At 57.5% G+C, this 19,666-nt stretch carries 14 protein-coding genes and 1 riboswitch; of the genes, 3 read left to right on the top strand and 11 right to left on the bottom strand.

Annotated features, from left to right (window positions below; translation table 11 throughout):
- Positions 1 to 59 precede the first annotated feature (59 nt).
- The gene (metG, locus tag EGK14_RS05940; protein ID WP_125288159.1) at positions 60 to 2,093 is read right to left on the bottom strand and encodes a methionine--tRNA ligase; all 2,034 of its coding nucleotides are present in this window, start codon (positions 2,091 to 2,093) and stop codon (positions 60 to 62) included.
- Positions 2,094 to 2,256: 163 nt separating this feature from the next.
- Here metG and apbC point away from each other — a divergent pair, with 163 nt between their 5' ends.
- Positions 2,257 to 3,363 carry an iron-sulfur cluster carrier protein ApbC gene (gene apbC / locus EGK14_RS05935; RefSeq protein WP_125288158.1) on the top strand — a complete coding sequence of 369 codons (1,107 nt, stop codon included), beginning with the start codon at positions 2,257 to 2,259 and terminating at the stop codon, positions 3,361 to 3,363.
- Between the two features lie 42 nt (positions 3,364 to 3,405).
- On the opposite strand, the gene EGK14_RS05930 is transcribed toward apbC, so the two are convergent.
- The 3 genes from EGK14_RS05930 to EGK14_RS05920 form a co-directional block, all read right to left on the bottom strand.
- Positions 3,406 to 3,828, bottom strand: a complete 423-nt coding sequence (locus EGK14_RS05930; protein ID WP_125288156.1) for a GNAT family N-acetyltransferase — start codon at positions 3,826 to 3,828, stop codon at positions 3,406 to 3,408.
- The gene (locus EGK14_RS05925; RefSeq protein ID WP_125288154.1) at positions 3,825 to 4,085 is read right to left on the bottom strand and encodes a hypothetical protein; all 261 of its coding nucleotides are present in this window, start codon (positions 4,083 to 4,085) and stop codon (positions 3,825 to 3,827) included. The genes EGK14_RS05930 and EGK14_RS05925 overlap by 4 nt, the downstream gene beginning before the upstream one ends.
- Positions 4,086 to 4,212: 127 nt before the next feature.
- Entirely contained in the window at positions 4,213 to 8,187 is a 3,975-nt protein-coding gene (locus tag EGK14_RS05920) for a S6 family peptidase (protein WP_125288153.1), read from the bottom strand.
- A gap of 676 nt (positions 8,188 to 8,863) precedes the next feature.
- A riboswitch (TPP riboswitch) is annotated at positions 8,864 to 8,960 on the top strand.
- Positions 8,961 to 8,992: 32 nt separating this feature from the next.
- Between EGK14_RS05920 and thiM the strand changes: the two genes are divergently transcribed.
- Both thiM and thiD read left to right on the top strand, forming a co-directional pair.
- Entirely contained in the window at positions 8,993 to 9,778 is a 786-nt protein-coding gene (thiM, locus tag EGK14_RS05915) for a hydroxyethylthiazole kinase (protein WP_125288152.1), read from the top strand.
- Positions 9,775 to 10,572, top strand: a complete 798-nt coding sequence (thiD, locus tag EGK14_RS05910) for a bifunctional hydroxymethylpyrimidine kinase/phosphomethylpyrimidine kinase (RefSeq protein WP_125288151.1) — start codon at positions 9,775 to 9,777, stop codon at positions 10,570 to 10,572. Before thiM ends, thiD begins: the two co-directional genes overlap by 4 nt.
- Before the next feature lie 242 nt (positions 10,573 to 10,814).
- On the opposite strand, the gene EGK14_RS05905 is transcribed toward thiD, so the two are convergent.
- From EGK14_RS05905 to yegQ, 7 genes are all read right to left on the bottom strand, one after another.
- Positions 10,815 to 11,501: a GntR family transcriptional regulator gene (locus EGK14_RS05905; protein WP_125288150.1), complete on the bottom strand. Its 687-nt coding sequence runs from the start codon at positions 11,499 to 11,501 to the stop codon at positions 10,815 to 10,817.
- Between the two features lie 105 nt (positions 11,502 to 11,606).
- The gene (locus EGK14_RS05900) at positions 11,607 to 13,064 is read right to left on the bottom strand and encodes a mannitol dehydrogenase family protein (protein ID WP_125288149.1); all 1,458 of its coding nucleotides are present in this window, start codon (positions 13,062 to 13,064) and stop codon (positions 11,607 to 11,609) included.
- Positions 13,065 to 13,104: 40 nt separating this feature from the next.
- Positions 13,105 to 14,388 (bottom strand): MFS transporter, encoded by a 1,284-nt coding sequence (locus EGK14_RS05895; RefSeq protein ID WP_125288148.1) that lies wholly within the window; start codon positions 14,386 to 14,388, stop codon positions 13,105 to 13,107.
- 117 nt (positions 14,389 to 14,505) lie between these two features.
- A complete protein-coding gene (locus EGK14_RS05890; RefSeq protein WP_125288147.1) occupies positions 14,506 to 15,516 on the bottom strand; it encodes a Zn-dependent oxidoreductase in 1,011 nt (336 codons plus the stop codon).
- Between the two features lie 10 nt (positions 15,517 to 15,526).
- The gene (gene manD, locus EGK14_RS05885; RefSeq protein WP_125288146.1) at positions 15,527 to 16,741 is read right to left on the bottom strand and encodes a D-mannonate dehydratase ManD; all 1,215 of its coding nucleotides are present in this window, start codon (positions 16,739 to 16,741) and stop codon (positions 15,527 to 15,529) included.
- 389 nt (positions 16,742 to 17,130) lie between these two features.
- On the bottom strand, positions 17,131 to 18,033 hold the full coding sequence (yegS, locus tag EGK14_RS05880) for a lipid kinase YegS (RefSeq protein ID WP_125288145.1): 903 nt from the start codon (positions 18,031 to 18,033) through the stop codon (positions 17,131 to 17,133).
- Positions 18,034 to 18,278: 245 nt separating this feature from the next.
- Positions 18,279 to 19,619 (bottom strand): tRNA 5-hydroxyuridine modification protein YegQ, encoded by a 1,341-nt coding sequence (yegQ, locus tag EGK14_RS05875; protein ID WP_125288144.1) that lies wholly within the window; start codon positions 19,617 to 19,619, stop codon positions 18,279 to 18,281.
- Between the last annotated feature and the right edge of the window lie 47 nt (positions 19,620 to 19,666).

Genomic DNA, 19,666 nt, shown 5'->3' with positions numbered 1-19,666 from the left:
GCCAGAGATCACAGTGGGCCACAAAAAAACGGGCGAATCGCTTCGCCCGTCTCCGTCGCTTATTTTACCTGCATTCCCGGCTGAGCGCCGCTGTCCGGCGACAGCAGGAAAATCTCTTTGCCGCCGGGGCCAGCGGCCATCACCATGCCTTCCGACATGCCAAAGCGCATCTTGCGCGGCGCAAGGTTAGCTACCATCATGGTCAGTCGGCCTACCAGCACCGACGGATCCGGATAGGCGGTGCGAATGCCGGAGAAAATGTTGCGGGTTTCGCCGCCCAGATCCAGCGTCAGGCGCAGCAGCTTATCGGATCCTTCGACAAACTCGGCGTTCTGGATCAGCGCGATACGCATATCCACTTTGGCAAAGTCGTCAAAGGTGATGGTTTCCTGAATCGGATCGTCCGCCAGCGGGCCGGTCAGCGCCGGTTTGTTCGCCGCCGCCGCGTCCTCTTTCGAGGCCTCGATCAGCGCGTTGACCTTGTCCATCTCGACGCGGTTATATAGCGCTTTAAAGGTGGAAAGCGTGTGATCGCGCAGCGGCTGCGCAATACCGTCCCAGCTCAGCTCCTGGTTCAGGAAGGCTTCGGCGCGCTCGCTCAACGAAGGCAGCACCGGCTTCAGCCAGGTCATCAGTACGCGGAACATATTGATGCCCATTGAGCAGATCGCCTGCAGATCAGCATCACGGCCTTCCTGCTTCGCTACTACCCACGGGGCCTGCTCGTCAACGTAGCGGTTCGCCACGTCCGCCATCGCCATGATTTCACGCACCGCACGACCAAATTCGCGGCTCTGCCAGGCTTCCGCAATGCTGGCTGAGGCATCGACAAAGGATTGATACAGCGCCGGATCGGCCAGCTCGCCGGACAGCTTGCCGCCAAAGCGCTTGTTGATAAACCCGGCGTTACGGGAAGCCAGGTTAACCACTTTATTAACGATATCCGCATTCACGCGCTGGACGAAATCTTCCAGATTCAGGTCGATATCATCAATGCGAGAAGAGAGCTTGGCGGCATAGTAATAGCGCAGGCTGTCGGCATCCAGGTGCTGTAGCCAGGTGCTGGCCTTGATAAAGGTGCCGCGAGACTTGGACATTTTCGCGCCGTTAACCGTCACATAACCGTGTACAAACAGGTTGTTTGGCTTACGGAAGTTGCTGCCTTCCAGCATGGCTGGCCAGAACAGGCTGTGGAAATAGACGATGTCCTTGCCGATAAAGTGATACAGCTCGGCCTCAGAGTCTTTTTGCCAGAAGGCATCGAAATCAATGTCGCCGCGTTTGTCGCAGAGATTTTTAAACGAGCCCATATAGCCGATAGGCGCATCCAGCCAGACGTAGAAATATTTGCCCGGCGCGCCCGGAATTTCAAAGCCGAAGTAGGGCGCGTCGCGGGAGATATCCCACTGTTGCAGCCCCGACTCGAACCACTCCTGCATCTTATTGGCGACCTGCTCCTGCAGGGCGCCGGAACGGGTCCATGCCTGAAGCATGGCGCTGAACTCCGGCAGATCGAAGAAGAAGTGCTCGGAGTCGCGCAGCACCGGCGTCGCGCCGGATACCACGGATTTAGGATCGATCAGCTCGGTCGGGCTATAGGTGGCGCTGCACACTTCGCAGTTGTCGCCATACTGATCCGGCGATTTACATTTCGGGCAGGTGCCTTTAACAAAGCGATCCGGCAGGAACATGCCTTTTTCCGGGTCGTAAAGCTGCGAAATAGTCCGGTTCTTGATAAAACCGTTTTCTTTCAAACGGGTATAAATCAGCTCCGACAGCTCGCGGTTTTCATCGCTGTGCGTGGAGTGGTAGTTATCGTAGCTGATATTGAAACCGGCGAAGTCATTCTGATGTTCCTGACTCATCTCGGCAATCATCTGCTCGGGGGCAATGCCCATCTGCTGAGCTTTCAGCATGATCGGCGTACCGTGCGCATCGTCGGCGCAGATGAAGTAAACCTCGTTGCCGCGCATTCGCTGGTAACGGACCCAAATATCCGCCTGGATATGCTCGAGCATGTGGCCGAGATGAATAGAACCGTTGGCGTAAGGGAGTGCGCACGTTACCAATATTTTTTTCGCGACTTGAGTCATAGTGAGACTTGCTATACCTGTTTAAAATAGGGGGTTCCGATGTTACCCGAAAGGCCCGGCCTGCGTAAACAACGCCGCGCCGACCGTGCCGTTTTTTACTGCCTGCCGCCGACAGCCTTATCTGATATGCTCTGAATAACGTCACAGAAAAAAAGGAGCCGGGATGATGCCTCAATCCCAACATTCACCTGAAGCGCTGCGCGCGATAGTGATGGGCGTTTTAACCACGTTTGAACATCCGACGCTACAGCGTAACCTCACCGCGCTGAAGGCGCTGCACCATTGCGCAATGCTGGACAACACCCTGCATATTGAACTGCTGCTGCCTTTCGCCTGGCATAGCGGCTTTGAAGCCTTAAAGGAGAGCGCCAGTGCGGAGCTGCTGCGCCTGACTAACGCTACCGCCATCAGCTGGAAGCTGAACCTGGATATCTCCACCCTGAAAAGGGTGAAGAACCAGCCTGGCGTAAAGGGCGTAAAAAATATTGTTGCCGTCAGCTCCGGCAAGGGCGGCGTCGGCAAATCCAGCACGGCGGTCAACCTGGCGCTGGCGCTGATGGCCGAAGGCGCGAAAGTCGGCCTGCTGGATGCGGATATCTATGGCCCGTCGATCCCCGATATGCTCGGGACGCAAAACGAACGGCCTGGTTCGCCGGACGGCACGCATATGACACCTATTATGGCGCACGGGCTGGCGACCAACTCTATCGGCTATCTGGTGACCGACGACAACGCGATGGTGTGGCGCGGGCCAATGGCCAGCAAGGCGCTGATGCAGCTGCTGAATGAAACGCTGTGGCCGGATCTGGACTACCTGATCCTGGATATGCCGCCGGGCACGGGCGATATTCAGCTGACGCTGGCGCAAAACGTGCCGGTGACCGGCGCGCTGGTGGTGACCACGCCGCAGGATATCGCGCTGATCGACGCCCGTAAGGGTATCGTGATGTTTGAAAAGGTCAGCGTGCCGGTACTGGGCATCGTCGAAAACATGAGCGTGCACGTCTGCAGCAACTGCGGCCATCACGAACCGATTTTCGGCAGCGGCGGCGCGCTGGCGCTGGCGGAACAGTATCACACGCGCCTGCTGAGCCAGCTGCCGCTGCACATCACGCTGCGCGAAGATCTGGACGACGGGATGCCGACGGTTGTGCGCCGTCCCGACAGCGAGTTTACCGCGCTGTATCGCCAGCTGGCAGGCCAGGTTGCCGCACAGCTCTACTGGGATGGCGAGGTGATCCCGGACGATATTGCTTTCCGCGTCGTCTGACGGCAAATGTGTGATACGGGCGCACCTGGCGCCCGTTTTCTTTTACAGCACGTAGTGCAGCAGCAGATATTCTCCCTGGTCGCCTTCACCGCTGCTGATAACTTGCCAGCCGTGACGCTGATAAAAAGCCAGCGCCCGTTGGTTTGCCTTAAGACACTTTAGCGCGCCGGTCGACGTGAAGCCTGCCTGCACCACTTCCAGCAGCTCGCTGCCAATACCCTGACCCTGACACGCCGGGTCGACAAATAAACTGTGCAAAAAATTATCGGCGGGCAGCAGCGCGGCAAAGCCCGTGCGGTGGCCGTCGTGCTCGGCGACCAGAATGCGTTCGCCCAGCGTTACGCGGTCGAAATCCTCCAGCTGCCAGTCGCTGCCGTCAAGCCAGTGCCAGTTCGCCCTGCGGGCAGCCAAAAACAGCGTGCGCAGAAAAGGGCGGTCGGCTTCGGTAAAGGCGCGTACCGTCATCTGTTTTCTCCCCAGACGGGCTTTACGTGTCTTTCGCTCTCAATGCCCGTGCCGCGATAGTCATAATCGATTTTACCCGCTTCAAACAGCTGATCCAGCAGGCGGAAATTGTCCGGGGGCGTAACGTTACAGCGGCTGTTCAGCACGGTATCCCGAATGGTAAAGGCACGATCGCCGCGCGCTATCTGTTGCAGATAGTGCAGCATTTGCAGCGCCGCGACGCTGATGCCGTATTGTTCATTAAGCGGTCTTGTCATCTTACTTCTCGTCAGGACAGGGATGGCGTTCAGATTAGCGGATGGGCGGACTTTATCAAAAGTCGCTACGGGAGCGGAGAGTATGACGCAAAAAATCCGGGCGGCAAAAGAAGCCGCCGGAAAATAATCAGAAATTCACCGTCAAGCCGCCGGCCAGCAGCCAGTCGTTGGCGCCTTCCTGTTGCAGCCTGCGCTGATGGTTGAGGCGGGTAGAGAAAGAGATGTTGTCGGTAACGGCCAGCCTGGCCTCTGTTTGCACAGCCAGCGCATCGCCGCCGTTGCCGGTCCGAAAGGCGTCACGGTGGCGACCCTCGCTGACGGTTACTTTGCCCTGGCCTGCCGGACGATGCAGCCAGTGCACATCCATGCCCAGGTGCAGGGTGCCAGGGACTACCGGCAGCGTGTAATTCCAGGCCAGGCCACTAATCAATGCGCTACGCCGCTGCTGCTGATAGCTGACGCTGGCGCGATCGCTGTCGGTAAATTCCCTGACCTTCAGCTGCTGGTGGCGATAACCGAGATAGGGACGAAGCTGGTGCGCGCTGAAGCTCAGCGTTTTTCCCGCTTCGATTTCGCCAAAAATTTGCCTGGCGTGCGGCGAAGCGACGTTGCCGCGCGGGCGCGTGGCGATATTGCCCTTCAGCCAGCTATAGCCCGAAAGCAGGTTCAGATAATAATCATCAACGTGCCAGGCCAGCATCAGGTTCAGGGCGTTGCCGTCAAAGCTGCCCTGACTGTAACCATCTGCGGCAGCGGGTTTGAAGGTAAGATCGCCCCGCGACCATGCGCCACTGAGACTTAGCGACTGCTGATCGGTACGCCATGAGGCCAGCTTCGCGCCCAGCATCCAGCCTTGATAACGGCTTTTATAGCTGTAGCCGTAGTCAAGAAAACCGTTGGCCGAGCGGTAACGCTCTTCGCCGCGATAGCCGAACAGAAAGAAACCGGCGCTCTCTGCCCGGGCGCTTTGCAGCGCGCTTTCTTTAAACAACCCGGTGCGCTGTTCTTCAGCACGGAACAGGGCTGAGGGTAAAGAGATATACGCCGGGACCTGCGGCGTAACCGCACGGCGCACGGGGGCGGCTGGTGTTGAAGGCAGCGGTGGTTTCTCTTCTGGCGCGGCAGGCTGTTCGGCTGCGTTCTTGTCCGTCGCTTCAGAATCGGGTGCCGGCGCCGGAGCTTCATCGGCTGGCGCTTCAGGTGCTGGCGCCGGAACTTCATCAGCTGGCGCTTCGGGTGCCGGCGCCGGAGCTTCATCGGCTGGCGCTTCAGGTGCTGGCGCCGGAGCTTCATCGGCTGGCGCTTCAGGTGCTGGCGCCGGAGCTTCATCAGCTGGCGCTTCGGGTGCTGGCGCCGGGGATTCATCGGCTGGCGCTTCGGGTGCTGGCACCGGAGCTTCATCAGCTGGCGCTTCGGGTGCTGGCGCCGGAGCTTCATCAGTGGGCGCGTCAGGTGTCGGAACCGGATCTTCGTCGGCAGGAACTTCGGGGGCCGGGATCTCGTTGTTACCCGATTCGGATAATAAAATATTTTGCAGACGATAATCCCAGAACTCATTGCCGGAACCGCTGACCTCGCGCTCGCTTTCTGCTGCCTTACCCGGTGCAAAAGCGTAAAGGCCGTAAGCCCAGGCACCCTGGGCCACGTAGTCGCCCGCAAGACGGAAGCTGTTCTTTGTCGCCTGGCCGCCAACCTGAATAATCGACACGCCCTCTGTATTGTCAGCGCTGCCGTTTTGATTGCTGTCACTGTCCATCCACGCACTTTGGCTGTTCACGGTTACCAGCACAGGCTCGCTCTCACTGATATCGCCGTCTATTAACAGCTTATCGGTAGCGCCGGGGCGGAAGGCGCTGTTCAGCGACAGGCCGACCATCCCCGTGGTGGTTAGCGAACCCAGGCGTAGCGTGGCGTAATCTGCGCTATCGGTCAGCAGCGCGCCGGGATAGATGGTCGAACCGCTGGCCGCCTTTAGCGATTGCAGCATACCGTTACCCGCCAGCACCGTTTCGCTGGCTATCGTGACCGGGGAGGTGACGTTGCCGTTCAGCGCCAGCGTGCCCGCCAGAAGTTCGGTAACGCCGGTAGTGGTGATATCGCCATCTACCTGCAAAATGCCCGTGCCGTTTTTTATCAGCTGGCCTTTACCGCTGATGTCCGCCGTAACCGTCGAAAAAAGCCCCGGCACGCTGCTTGCTCGTTCGGAAATGTCCGCCTGTAGCAGGCTGTTTTCAGCCAGCTCGACGCTGCCCGACAGTAAGGTATGCGCGTACAGATCCAGCGTGGCCTGTTCCGCTACGGTTATCTCACCTTTGAGAACCGCGTGATCGCTTACCGTCAGCGTCGTGCCGGACTGCACCTCTACCGTTTCAGCCCGGTAAATTTGCTCGCGCCAGTCGTCGCTGTAGAGTGCACCGCCCGCGTGGGGCGTTTGCTCGCCCGACAGCACCAGTTCGCCGCGTTTAACTTTTAAAGCGGAAATATCGGCTCCGCCCGAGAGCGTTGCACAATAGGTGCTGTCGGAAGCGTAATAGCTCAGATTGAGGCGACCGCTGTCCTGCTCGCCAAAATGACCAGCGAAATTAAAACCGTTGCCGTACAGCGTCACCGTTCCGGTTTTACCCGCGTTGCGGTTTACAACTGTCGCGCCGCTGTCGTTATGCTCGATTTCGCGAAAACTCAGGCTGTTGCCATTGATATCCAGCGTGCCGCCGCGGTAGCCAAAGCGGATATTTTTCGTCGCTACCTGGGCCGCGTCCGCCAGCTTTACCACCGGGCGGCCGCTGACCAGCGTTACGGTAGAGAAAGCCTGTTTTAAGCCGTTTTCGTCGGCCTGCTGATCGAGAACAACCGTACCGTCGCCTACGTTAAGATCGCCCTCATTGAGGCCGGCAGCGTTAACATACAGCGTTCCTTCGCCGATTTTATGCAGCGCATCGCCCGCCAGGCCGTTCACCTGCCACAGCACTGATTTGCCCGCATCCACCTCGATGCCGCCGCCTGTCCAGGTATATTGCTGATTATCAGCCGATTTAATCTGATAATTATTAGAAAATTGCAGTTTACCCGCGCCCAGGTTAACCGACTGGTTAAGTACTAACGTGCCGCCTTCGCCGTTAAAGCGCAGATCCCTGCTACTGTCCAGTTCGGCATTGGTTGCGGCGGCAGGCGTCGACGCCTCAACGCCATGCCAGCTCCAGCGTTCTTCGCCCTGAATAATCGCCTCTTTATTCCAGTAAAGCGTGCCATTATTTTCAACGTCAGTGATCTCGGGATCGCTGCTGGCCGCCATTACCTGCGCGACGAAATTATCCTGAATAAAGAGAATATAGGAGCGCAGGGAGTAGGGGGCCGAGCCGGCGCCAGAGGTCAGAACGCCCGCCAGTTTCCAGATTTTTTCTTCATTATCGTAAACCAGCATCGGACTGCCGCTGTCTCCTCCCCGGGAGGCGCTGTCAAGCGGCTGTATGGCCGGATTGTCCGGGCTGTAGTTATACCAGCGCAGCCGCCAGTTTTCGAAGGTAGGATTAGTCATAGTGCCGCCCGATTTCCAGCTGTAGGCACCGGCAAGCTGGATGAGCGTCTGCGTGTCGGCATCGACCTGATATTGTGTGCCTGCGCCTGCACGCGCATACCAGGTATAACGTTCCGGATTAGCGCGCAGCTCGGTGCCGACTACCGAAGGCACGGGAGCGGCTTCGGTAACGACCTTATTTAAGCGAGGTAAATGGAAATCCTGCGCATCATATTCATTACGGTTAATTAATTTATAAATAGTTTTGTATTTTGCGTTGTTGCCAAAATTTACAGATTGATAGCCACCATTATGCTTGACGCTGGCAAGAAAGGAGGGGGAAAACAGCGTCGCATAGCCGCCTGACACCACGGCACCGAAATCAGGTATGGGGAAATTAAGTACGCCAGCCAGCGTGCCGTCCGTTTTATAGACCGAAACGTTTTCTTTCCCGATGCCATATTTCCCCAGGTTTTCAGCGAAATCCCGATAGTCCTGAACCGGGACATCCTCACGCATCACGCCTGCAAATAAAGATGGCGTTAAACAAAAATAGAAACATAAAAATGCATTTATTTTAAATTTCATCGATATCTCTTGTGGCTTATTATTGTCGTGTTTGTTTAATAGCAGAATATTGTTATATTTTTTTAACCAGCCCGTTACCCATGCCGCTGTTTTTAATGGGTTATCTGGTATAATAACAATAAATTATTATTGCAAAGGTTATTTTTAGGCCCGATTGGCAGAATGAGGCATAAGGTTGATCCTGATCAATTGATATTGCATGGCTCATTAGCTTTTTTCAAATTGCTGTTTATATCAATTAATCAGCTTTATCGTTTCATATGAAATATAATTAATATGAGGGGGTTAAATTATATATTGGCTCGGGCGGAGGGGCAGGTAGAGCGGCGGAGCTGCTGCGCTGGATGATTATTTATAATTATTGAAAAAATAAATGCGTAATTATCAATCGTTCGTTAAATGCTGTTGCAGGTATAGCTGCGGGCGTCTGCCTTTGTGGATCTTTCTGATGCCCAACTATCAACGTTATTATTGAATATTCCGCTTTAAACCCGACAGCCTGTTATATATTTTCGCTACGTCAAGGAAGCTATGCTGCGGGGCGGCAAGCAACCCGTACGCTGGAAACCATGATGGCGAATGCCTGACGCTGGCGGCAGAATAATCCTCAGGGCTATCTGCGTGAGCAAGCCGTGCCGCGCTTGCGTAAAACGGCGTGTTTCCCTATGCTGGCAAACACTACGACTCGGGGTGCCCTTCCTTGTGAAGGCTGAGAAATACCCGTTGAACCTGAACTGGATAATGCCAGCGGAGGGAAGTCAGATGCTTTATCGCATCGCCTTCTTGATCGCCGGTTGGGAGCGCTATGATCCAACCTACTCACTATACGGCCAGTCCGGCCGCGTCTCTTACTCTGTTCCGCCAGCGGTCGCCGCTGGTTCACTGCCTGACCAATGATGTGGTACAAAGCCTGACGGCTAACGTGCTGCTGGCGCTGGACGCGTCACCCGCGATGGTGACTGAACCTGCGGAAGCGGCACAGTTCAGCGCTATTGCGGATGCCGTGCTGATCAACGTCGGCACGCTGACCGCTGCGCGTAGCAAAGCGATGCTGGCCGCGGTGGAAGGCGCGACGGCGGCAGGCCGACCATGGACGCTGGATCCGGTTGCCGTTGGCGCGCTGACTTTTCGCAGCGATTTTTGCCAGCGGCTGTTGGCATTCCGCCCTGCTGCCGTTCGCGGCAACGCTTCTGAAATTATGGCGCTGGCCCGCCGGGCGGTTTCCGGTCGCGGCGTCGACAGCCAGCACGATCCTGCAGCCGCGCTGGAGGCCGCTATTCAGCTGGCGCAGTCCAGCGGCGCGGTGGTTGCCGTAACGGGCGAAACGGATTACGTCACCGATGGACGGCGGCTGCTGGCAGTGTCGGGCGGTTCGCCGCTGATGACGCGCGTGGTCGGCACGGGCTGCGCGCTCTCCGCCGTGGTGGCCGCATTTTGCGCACTGCCGGGCGACAGGCTGCTACATATCGCTGCCGCCTGTCGGGTAATGAGCCAGGCGGGTGAGCAGGCCGCGGCGGCGGCCAACGGGCCGGGCACCTTTGAACCACTGTTTCTTGATGCGCTCTACCGTCTGTACAAGGAGGCGGTATGAGAGTCAACGCATTGACCATCGCCGGCACGGATCCCAGCGGTGGCGCCGGGATCCAGGCCGATCTGAAAACGTTCTCTGCGCTTGAAGCCTACGGAACCAGCGTGATCACCGCGCTTGTGGCGCAGAACACCTGTGGCGTGCAGGCCGTCTACCCCGTGGCGGCCGATTTTGTTTCGGCTCAGCTAGCCTCGGTGTTAAGCGACGTGCGCATCGACAGCGTCAAAATCGGTATGTTGCAGGACAGCGATATTGTGGAGGCGGTAGCAGAAGGGCTGGCGACGGCAGCTATCCCCTGGCGAGTACTGGATACGGTAATGCTGGCGAAAAGCGGCGATCCGCTGCTTTCCAGGCGGGCCGTGGCGACGCTGCGGGAAAAACTGCTGCCGCAGGTTTCTATTATCACGCCGAATCTACCGGAAGCCGCTGCGCTGCTGGACTGCTCGCCGGCTCGCAACGAGCACGAAATGCTGCAACAGGGCAGGGCGCTGCTGGCGCTGGGCTGTCAGGCGGTGCTGATGAAAGGCGGCCACCTGAGCGACAGCGAAAGCCCGGACTGGCTGTTGACCCCGGAAGGGGAAGAGCGCTTTACCGCACCGCGCGTACCGACTAAAAATACACACGGCACCGGCTGCACGCTTTCTTCCGCGCTGGCTGCGCTGCGTCCACGTCATACCAGCTGGCAGAGTACGGTAAGCACAGCGAAACAGTGGCTGCAGGGCGCATTGCAGCACGCAGATACGCTGGAAGTGGGTAAAGGTATTGGCCCGGTGCACCATTTCTACCGCTGGTGGTAGACACGGTACGCTACCAACTTACAAAATGTTACAGGGGCAGACAGGGTTGATTCACTTCGGCCATGCACCGAGAGCGAAAACGTTACGGCTGAACCGGCGCCTGAAGCTTTCAGGATATCGCTGAAAAGGGGGTGGCGTTAATTTGTATCGTGCGGCATATGGCGCTAACTGATGCGGTGCGAGCCTGCGCTGCTCTGAGGCATGGCGCTGGCGACCGGATCGCGATCGCCAGCCCGGCAGGGTCACTCCTGTTCAAACCACGCGCCGTTTTGCTCTGCGATCGGCGTAATGGAAAAAATCATCTCCTGTAAATGATGCCGCAGCGCCCGTTCAGCGGCGTCGGCGTCTTTCGCCAGCAGCGCCTGCAGGATCTCTCCATGCTGATCGATCAGGCTTTCCGGCGGAGAAACCTTGCTGAGGGTCAGGAAGCGCACGCGATCCATCGTCGCCTTGATATTTTCTACCGTTTCCCATGCCAGCTCACAGTTGATGCTCTGAGCGATAAGGCGGTGGAACTCATCGTCCAGCAGCAGAAACGCCTGGCTGTCGTTGCGCTCCGCGGACAGCTTTTGCAGGCGCAAATTATGCTCCAGCCGCGCCAGCGCCTCTGCGGTCGCTTCCGTCGCCGCTCGCCGTATTACCGCCGTTTCAACCGCTTCCCGAATAAAACGGCCGTCGGCAACGCGTCGCGCGGAGATCTTGCGCACAAAGGTGCCACGCTGCGGCAGAATTTGTACCAGGCCAGCCTCGGCCAGCTTAATAAAGGCCTCGCGCACCGGCTGACGCGAGACGCTGAAGCGGGCAGAGACCTCTTTTTCAGACAATAAGGCGCCCGGTGAAATCACGCAGGTCACAATATCCTGGCGTAAAAAGCGATAGATTTGCTGATTAACGGGTTCGCTGGCGGTAATGATATAGGCAATAGACATGCGGCAATTTTCATTTCATTAGGGCGTCGTCAAGCCTGACGCCGGAAGCAGCCAGTCTAATCAGCCTGCTGCGCCAGCGCCAGCTCTTTTGCCATGAAACGGCGTTCAGCCAATAGTCTCTCTGACCGCGGCTTTTGCGCCTGCCCTCAATAACAGTCGATAGCAGTGGCTGACCTTTTCGCGGAACAGCGAGTTATTGGGCAGATCCTCGCCAAAAACAGCCCGCAGCGAGAGCAGAGCGGCAACGCGCTCATCGCCTTCCTGACTGTCGTTTACCCGCTGCGCCAGCTCCGCTGACAGCGGATCGTTAATGATGACTGGCTTGCCCTGCTCATCCACGCCGCCGACAAAGCGTATCCAGCCCGCCACGCCCAGCGCCAGCAGTGTAAAATCACTGCCGTTAGCCAGAAGCCAGCGGATGCTGTCCAGCCAGCGCTGCGGCAGTTTTTGCGTGCCGTCGGTTGCGATCTGATAAGTGCGGTGCCTGATCGCCCGGTTGCGATAACGAGCGATCAGCGAATCCGCATAGGCTGCCAGATCCACATTTTTAATGCTCAGGGTGGGCGCCTGTTCTTCCAGCATCAGGCTGCGGGCAGCCTTAAGATAGTAAGGATCGTCCATGCAGTCGCTGATATGTTCATAGCCGGCAAGGTAGCCGAGGTAAGCCAGCAGCGAATGGCTGCCGTTCAGCATCCGCAGCTTCATCTCTTCAAACGGCAGCACGTCCGCCACCAGTTCCGCGCCCGCTTTTTCCCATGCCGGGCGACCATTTACAAAATTATCTTCAATGACCCACTGGAAAAAAGGCTCGCATTCGACGCCCACAGGATCGGCGCAGCCCAGCTTGCGGCTCAGCTCGTCAAAGGCTTCCGGCGTCATGGCGGGCACGATACGGTCCACCATAGTGGAAGGGAAGGTAAGGTGTTTACTGATATAGTCGGCCAGCGCTGGCTCCTGCTGCTGCGCCAGCTGCGTAATGACGTTGCGCGTTACCCGCCCGTTTTCCGGCATATTGTCGCAGGACATCACGCTGAAGGGCGGCAGGCCGAGCACGCGCCGGCGTCTGATGGCCGCCAGCACGATCCCTGGAAAAGAAACAGGTTGCTCAGGATGGGCCAGGTCATGCGCAATCGATGGATGCGTCAGATTTAGCTCGCCGTTGGCAGGATGGTAGCAGTAGCCTTTTTCCGTGATAGTGGCGGAGACAATCGCCACGTCCGGCTGGCAGAGCGCAGCGATAACGCGCTCCACGCCGTCTTCGCGCGCAAAGAGCGCCTCTTTGACCACGCCAACCACGCGGGTGCGCAGCTCGTCAGCGGTTTTTTCCGTCACGCTGTAGAGACAATCCTGCTCGCGCAGCGCTTTAATCAGCTCGCCGCTGTTAAGCTGGCATTCGCAATAGCCCCAGTCGCTTTGCTGCTCAGCGGCCAGCCTGTCGGTACACACGGCCTGATGAGCGCGATGGAAAGCGCCGAAGCCAAAATGCACGATACGCGTACGCAGCGCGCTACGATCGTAACGCGGGAGGATCGTGCCTGCGGGCAACACATCGACAAGTAACATGATAAATCCTTATCAAACAAAAGGCGCCGCAATGCGCCAGTCAGACGGAAACTCGCGCCGCCGCGTTTTTCGGGCTTTTGATCACCAGCAGCACCAGCACAGCGCCCACGGCGGCAATCACGCCAGCCAGTACGAAAGCGCTGTCGAACTTGCCGGTGTGGTGCACGATATAGCCGGTAACGATGGGACCGATAATGCCGGAAAGGCTGCCGATCAGGTGGATAAAGCCACTGATGCTGCCGACGCGGCTTTTATGCACCACATCCTGAATAATTGCCCAGTAGATAGCCCCGGTGATATAGAGGAAGAAGATAGAGACCGACATCAGGATAACGGCGGGATAAACCCCTTTTACCGAGCCGGCGAAAGCGACGCAGATAGCGGCGGCCAGCAGCGACACCACCAGCACAATTTTTCTGGAGAGCAGGAGCTTACCGGTGATCTTAAAGATTTTGTCGGAGATCAAGCCGCCCAGCGCCAGCCCGACGAAGCCCACCACCCAGGGGATCACCGTAGTCATACTCATCGATTTGATATCCAGGCTGTGCGCCTGCACCAGATAGGCCGGAAACCAGCTCAGGAAGAAAAACAGAATATAGTTGTAGCAGAAGAAGGCGAAGGCGGTCACCAGGATAATCGGCTGACGCAGATAGTAGCCCAGTCCGTGCGACGCCTGCGCCAGCTCTTCGTCCGGCGTGGTTTGCTCCGCTTTCAGACTGGCGATCAGCTCACGCTCACGCGCGCTGACGAGGCGGCTTTTTAACGGGTTATCCGCGGCGATAAAGAACCATGCCACCATCCAGACAATACCAATAGAGCAGATAATCATAAACGCCGGCCGCCAGCCGAAGGCCAGCGCCAGATAGCCGATAATCGGGCCGGCTACCGCGCCGCCCAGTGGTGAACCGGCGCTGAGAAAGCCCATTGCGGTCGCGGCCTGCTTTTTAGGAAACCAGCCGTTGATCGCCTTATTCGCCGAGGCGCAGATCGGCCCTTCGGCCATTCCAAACAGCACCCGCAGGATCAGCATCGACCAGAAGCCGGTAGCCAGCGCGGTAAAGCCGCAGAACAGCGACCACAGGCCGACGGCAATCCCCAGCACCAGCGTCGGGCCATATTTGTCGGTGGCCAGGCCGCCAACAAAGTTGAAAATGGCATAGCCAAAGAAAAAGCTGCCGAAAATCAAACCAAACTGTTCGGCGTTCAGCAACAGATCTTTTTCAATCATCGGCACGGTCAGAGAGAGCGCCACACGATCGAGATAGTTGATCATGTAGACCAGAAACAGCAGGAGTACGATAGTCCAGCGGAGATGCTTGAACATATAAAATCCTTATTTCTTATGGTTTTAAGTAAGTCTCTTTACGACTCAGGGAGCCTGGTAACGGGAGGATGGCCCTCCCTTACCGACTACCGCCCTGACCGTTAAGCCCGGCGTTCGTTAACTGACTTTAAGGACAACTTTGCAGCAGCTGCGAGGATCTTTTTCAAACAGCGTCATCGCTGCTTCCACCTCGTTTAGCGGCAGATAATGCGTGACCAGCCTTTCTGGCTGGATCAGACGTTTTTCCATCCATTCGATCACCTGAGGGAAACGGTGGCTGTTAAGCCTTGAGGTAAACAGGGAAAGCTCTTTGCTGGTCAGGCTTTGCTGCGTCACGGTGCAGGGCTCGCCGGAAAAACCCAGCAGCCCAATGCGCGCCGCCGGCGAAGCCAGCGCGACGGCTTCGGCCAGAATAGCGGGATGGCAGGCGGCATCGATAATCAGCGTTGGCTTAACCCCTTCCAGCTGGGCAGCCAGTGGCACAGTACTGTTATCCAGCACGGTATCCGCGCCGTTTTCTTTTGCCATGGTCAGCCTTTCCGGCAGCCTGTCCGCGACGATAACGTTGCGCACGTTAAACACGCCTTTCAGCGCCTGGATAGCGGTCAAGCCCATTGGACCGGCCCCGAAGATCAGCGCGACATCGTCCGGCACGGGCTTCAGGAAAGCACAGATATTGGCGGCAATGGTAAAAGGCTCGATCAGGCTGGCGAGCTTATCGGGGATCGATGACGGCACCACGTAAGCGTTGCGCGCCGGCACCACGGCATAGTCGCTAAAGCCGCCATCGCGGTGGACACCGATCACCTGTAGCTCGCTACAAACGTTGGGGCGGCCAACGGAGCAGGGATAGCAGTGGCCGCAGCTGACCACCGGATCGACCGCCACGCGCTCGCCAACGCGCGGATCCTCTACGCCCGGGCCTGTCGCATCGACCACGCCAAAAAATTCGTGGCCGATTACGCGCGGATAGCGGGCGAAAGGATTGTGGCCGTGCCAGATATGCACGTCTGAGCCGCAAATGCTGGCATAGGCTATTTTTACCCTTACTTCGCCAGCGGCTGGCTGCGGTAAGGCGCGCTCCTCAATTACCAGCTCGCCTGGTTTAGCAATAACAACGCTTTTCATTTTATCTTCCTCACCAGTTCCATAAGGTACCGTCTTCAAGACGGGCTACCGGCAGGTAGGCAGGCTCATAGGGGTATTTCGCCGCCAGCTTCTCGTCAAACTCAATGCCCAGACCCGGCTTATCGCCCGGATGCATATAGCCGTCTTCAAAAGTCCAGCTGTGACGGAAGACTTCCATCATCTGTTCGGAATAGCCCATATATTCCTGTACGCCGAAGTTGGGCACCCAAAGGTCGAAATGCAGCGCGGCCGCCATGCAGACTGGCGACAGATCGGACGGGCCGTGCGAACCGGTACGCACCTGATAAAGCGAGGCGAAGTCGGCGATGCGGCGCATCCCGGTAATGCCCCCCGCATGGGTGATGGTGGTGCGGATATAGTCGATCAGCTGCTCTTCTATCAGCTGCTTGCAGTCCCAGATGCTGTTGAAGACTTCACCTACCGCAATCGGCGTGACGGTATGCTGACGGATCAGGCGGAAACACGCCTGATTTTCGGCAGGCGTCGGATCCTCCATCCAGAACAGACGGTAATCTTCAACGCTTTTACCGAAGCGGGCCGCTTCAATCGGCGTCAGGCGATGGTGCATGTCGTGCAGCAGATGCTCATTAAAACCAAACCTGTCGCGAATGGCGGCAAACAGTTTAGGGGTAAAATCGAGGTATTTTTCCGTAGACCAGAGCTGCTCTTCCGGCCAGTCGCCTTTGGTGGCAGGCTCGTAGGCCAGGCCTTTGCCTTTGGCCATCCCGTAGGTGGTTTTCATGCCCGGCACGCCACACTGCGCGCGGATAGCCTTAAAGCCCATCTCTTTATGCTTCGCGTAGTCGTCCATCACTTCATCAATGCTGTGACCGGTGGTATGACAGTAAACCATCACGCCCTCGCGCGAGGCGCCGCCCAGCAGCTGGTAGACCGGCATATTGGCCGCTTTGCCTTTGATGTCCCACAGCGCCTGATCGACCGCGGAAATCGCGGACATGGTCACCGGGCCGCGACGCCAGTAGGCGCCTTTATAGAAATACTGCCAGATGTCCTCGATCTGATGCGCGTTGCGACCGATCAGCTGCGGGCAAACGTGATCTTTCAAATAGGAGGCGACGGGCAGCTCGCGGCCGTTCAGCGTGGCGTCGCCGATGCCGGTCAGCCCCTGATCCGTGGTGATCTTAACCGTAACGAAGTTCCTACCGGGGCAGGTAACAAAGACTTCCGCTTTTACAATTTTCATTCTTGTCGTCCTGGTGAAGAGAATGAGGAGAAAATACGTTCTGGCGTACTACCATACAAGTTGCAGGCGACGAAACTCCGATAGCGATCACACTTGTGAAAGCATTGTTATGAGCAGAGAGGCATTTTTGCTGGCGAAAGCCGGGACCGGATCCACAGGCTGTGCGCTTTTCAGCATCAGGACGGAAGCGGCGCCGCTATGCGGCAGAAGATAAGTTCAGTAACGGCGGAAGAGGGCGCAAGCCGGTTCGCTCTGTACGCCAGGACTGACGGTCAGCGCCGGTTCGCCCTGAATGCTAAGGCTGGCGTCCTGCGGCGGGACAAGGCTAAAAGCGTTCCTTCGCCTTTATTCATCCGTGACCTAAATCGGGGCGCGATGGCCCCGGTCGGTCAGGCCAGAAGCTCGCAGGAAGGTGGCAGGCGACAGGCCAGCGCGGCGGGCAAAACTTCAATACGGAACGTGGTGCCGCGTAGCGGTTCGCCATCAAGATTAAAGGCCATCTCGTTTGGCGAAGTAATTTCCAGCCACGGCAGCGAGGCGCGAATGATGTTTGGATTTTCATCATCGCCGCCGGTCAGCGAGTTAAACAGCGTCGGCAAAATTTCTTTTGAGGTGACAATCGTCAGCTCCAGCCGGCCGTCGTTGATCAGCGCGGTAGGACAGAGCCGCTGGCCGCCGCCCGCCTGGCGTCCGTTGCCGATGCCGATCACCAGCGCGTCGCCCTGCCAGCTAAAGTCCGGGCCGCGCAGTTCGCAGCTGTCCGCCTTAAGCGTATCCATACGCAGCAGGCCATGGATCAGATAAGAGACGCCGCCCAGCGCTGATTTCAGCTTCTCTGGCGTTTCGGTAGTTATACGCGTGCCGAAACCGCCCGTCGCCATATTGATAAAGTAGCGATCCTGATTAACCCGCGCCAGATCGACAGAGGTGGCCTTGCCGACAATAGCCAGCCGCAGCGCGTGCTCCATCTCTTCAGGTATGCCCGCGCTGGTGGCGAAATCGTTGGCGGTGCCGAGGGGAATTATCCCCAATACCGGACGTAGCGGCGCATCCACGCCCGCCAGCGCGGTAGCGATTTCGTTAATCGTGCCGTCGCCACCGCCCGCAACCACGGTCGCGGCGCGCAGATCGACCGCCTCTTTGACGAAGCGTTCGCCATCGCCGTGTTCCCAGGTAACGCGGACTTCAATCTGCAGTCCTTCCTCGCGCAGCGACAGAATAGCTTCGCGCAGTTCCTCATTACCTGCACCTTTACCATTAAGGATTACCAGCGTAAGCGATTGTTGGTCCATCTTCTTTTCCTGTCAAAATGGCCTTAGCCAGACGAGCTTCTGTTATAGCACATCCGACCATCGGTGGAAAAAACCGTGGGCTAAAAGAAAGGCCCGCTCGGCGAGCCGGGCGGGCCAGGAGGTGGTTTTAAAAACCGCTATTTAGAATTTTTCATTCGAGGCCCGTGCATCATAACCGGAAACGGCGCGTCGGAATGTGATGGCATTCTAAAAGTCACGTCAGGAAACTTTCGGCGTCCTGAACGTTATGCCGACTCAGGAAAATTGCGCATCAGCAACGCGAAAGCAAGGTCGATCGCTTCCGGCACCGGCATCCAGACAAAGTGGCCGTTGCCCGGCGCAACGCTGGTCGGTTGGCCTTTTTGGTTTTCCATTTGCTCCAGGCGGAAATTGACGTTACCCGCCGGCGTCATCAGCTCCAGGCTGTCGCCCAGGCTGAACTTGTTTTTTACTTCGACCAGCGCCATATCGCCACGGCGTTCGCCGGTAAACTCGCCGACAAACTGCTGGCGCTCGGAAGCGGAGAAGCTGCGGTCGTAAGTCTGATAGCTGTCATGCGTGTGGCGGCGTAAAAAGCCTTCCGTATAGCCGCGATGAGCCAGGCCCTCCAGCGTTTCCAGCAGGGAAGGATCGAAAGGTTTGCCAGCGGCGGCGTCGTCGATGGCGCGACGATAAACCTGCGCGGTGCGGGCGCAGTAATAATGCGATTTGGTACGGCCTTCAATCTTCAGCGAGTGTACGCCCATTCTCGTCAGCTGCTCTACGTGTGCTACCGCGCGCAGATCTTTGGAGTTCATAATATAGGTGCCGTGCTCATCCTCAAAAGCGGTCATATACTCGCCGGGACGCATGGCTTCCTCAATCATAAAGACTTTATCGGTTGGCTGGCCCACGCCCAGCGTCGGCTCGACGTTTTTTACCGGAATGGGTTGATACTGGTGCACGATATTGCCGACTTCATCCTCTTTACCTTCCTGCACCTTATATTCCCAGCGGCAGGCGTTGGTGCAGGTACCCTGATTCGGGTCGCGCTTGTTGATATAGCCGGAAAGCAGACAGCGGCCGGAATAGGCCATGCAGAGCGCGCCGTGCACGAAAATTTCCAGTTCCATTTCCGGCACGCGCTCGCGGATTTCGGCAATCTCTTCCAGCGACAGCTCGCGCGAGAGGATAACGCGCGTCAGCCCCATCTGCTGCCAGAACTTAACCGTGGCCCAGTTGACCGCGTTGGCCTGTACGGAAAGGTGAACGTCCATCTCCGGGAAGGCATCGCGCACCATCATAATTAAACCGGGATCGGACATAATCAGCGCGTCCGGCCCCATCGCCACGACGGGCGTCAGATCGCGGATAAAGGTTTTCAGCTTGGCGTTATGCGGCGCGATATTCACCACGACGTAGAATCGCTTTCCCTGCGCGTGCGCTTCGCTGATGCCGATAGCCAGATTTTCGTGGTTAAACTCATTGTTGCGCACGCGCAGGCTGTAGCGAGGCTGACCGGCATAGACGGCGTCCGCGCCATAGGCAAAGGCGTAGCGCATGTTTTTCAACGAGCCGGCGGGAGAAAGCAGTTCTGGTTTAAACATAGAGGTCTCAATCCTGGCATAAGGCCGTATGACGGCCTTACAAAATG

It is taken from the genome of Erwinia sp. 198 (assembly GCF_003937915.1).
Classification (GTDB): Bacteria; Pseudomonadota; Gammaproteobacteria; order Enterobacterales; family Enterobacteriaceae; genus Erwinia; species Erwinia aeris.
Note: the sequence above shows the minus strand (reverse complement) of the source record. Positions and strands in the feature narration are given on the sequence as shown.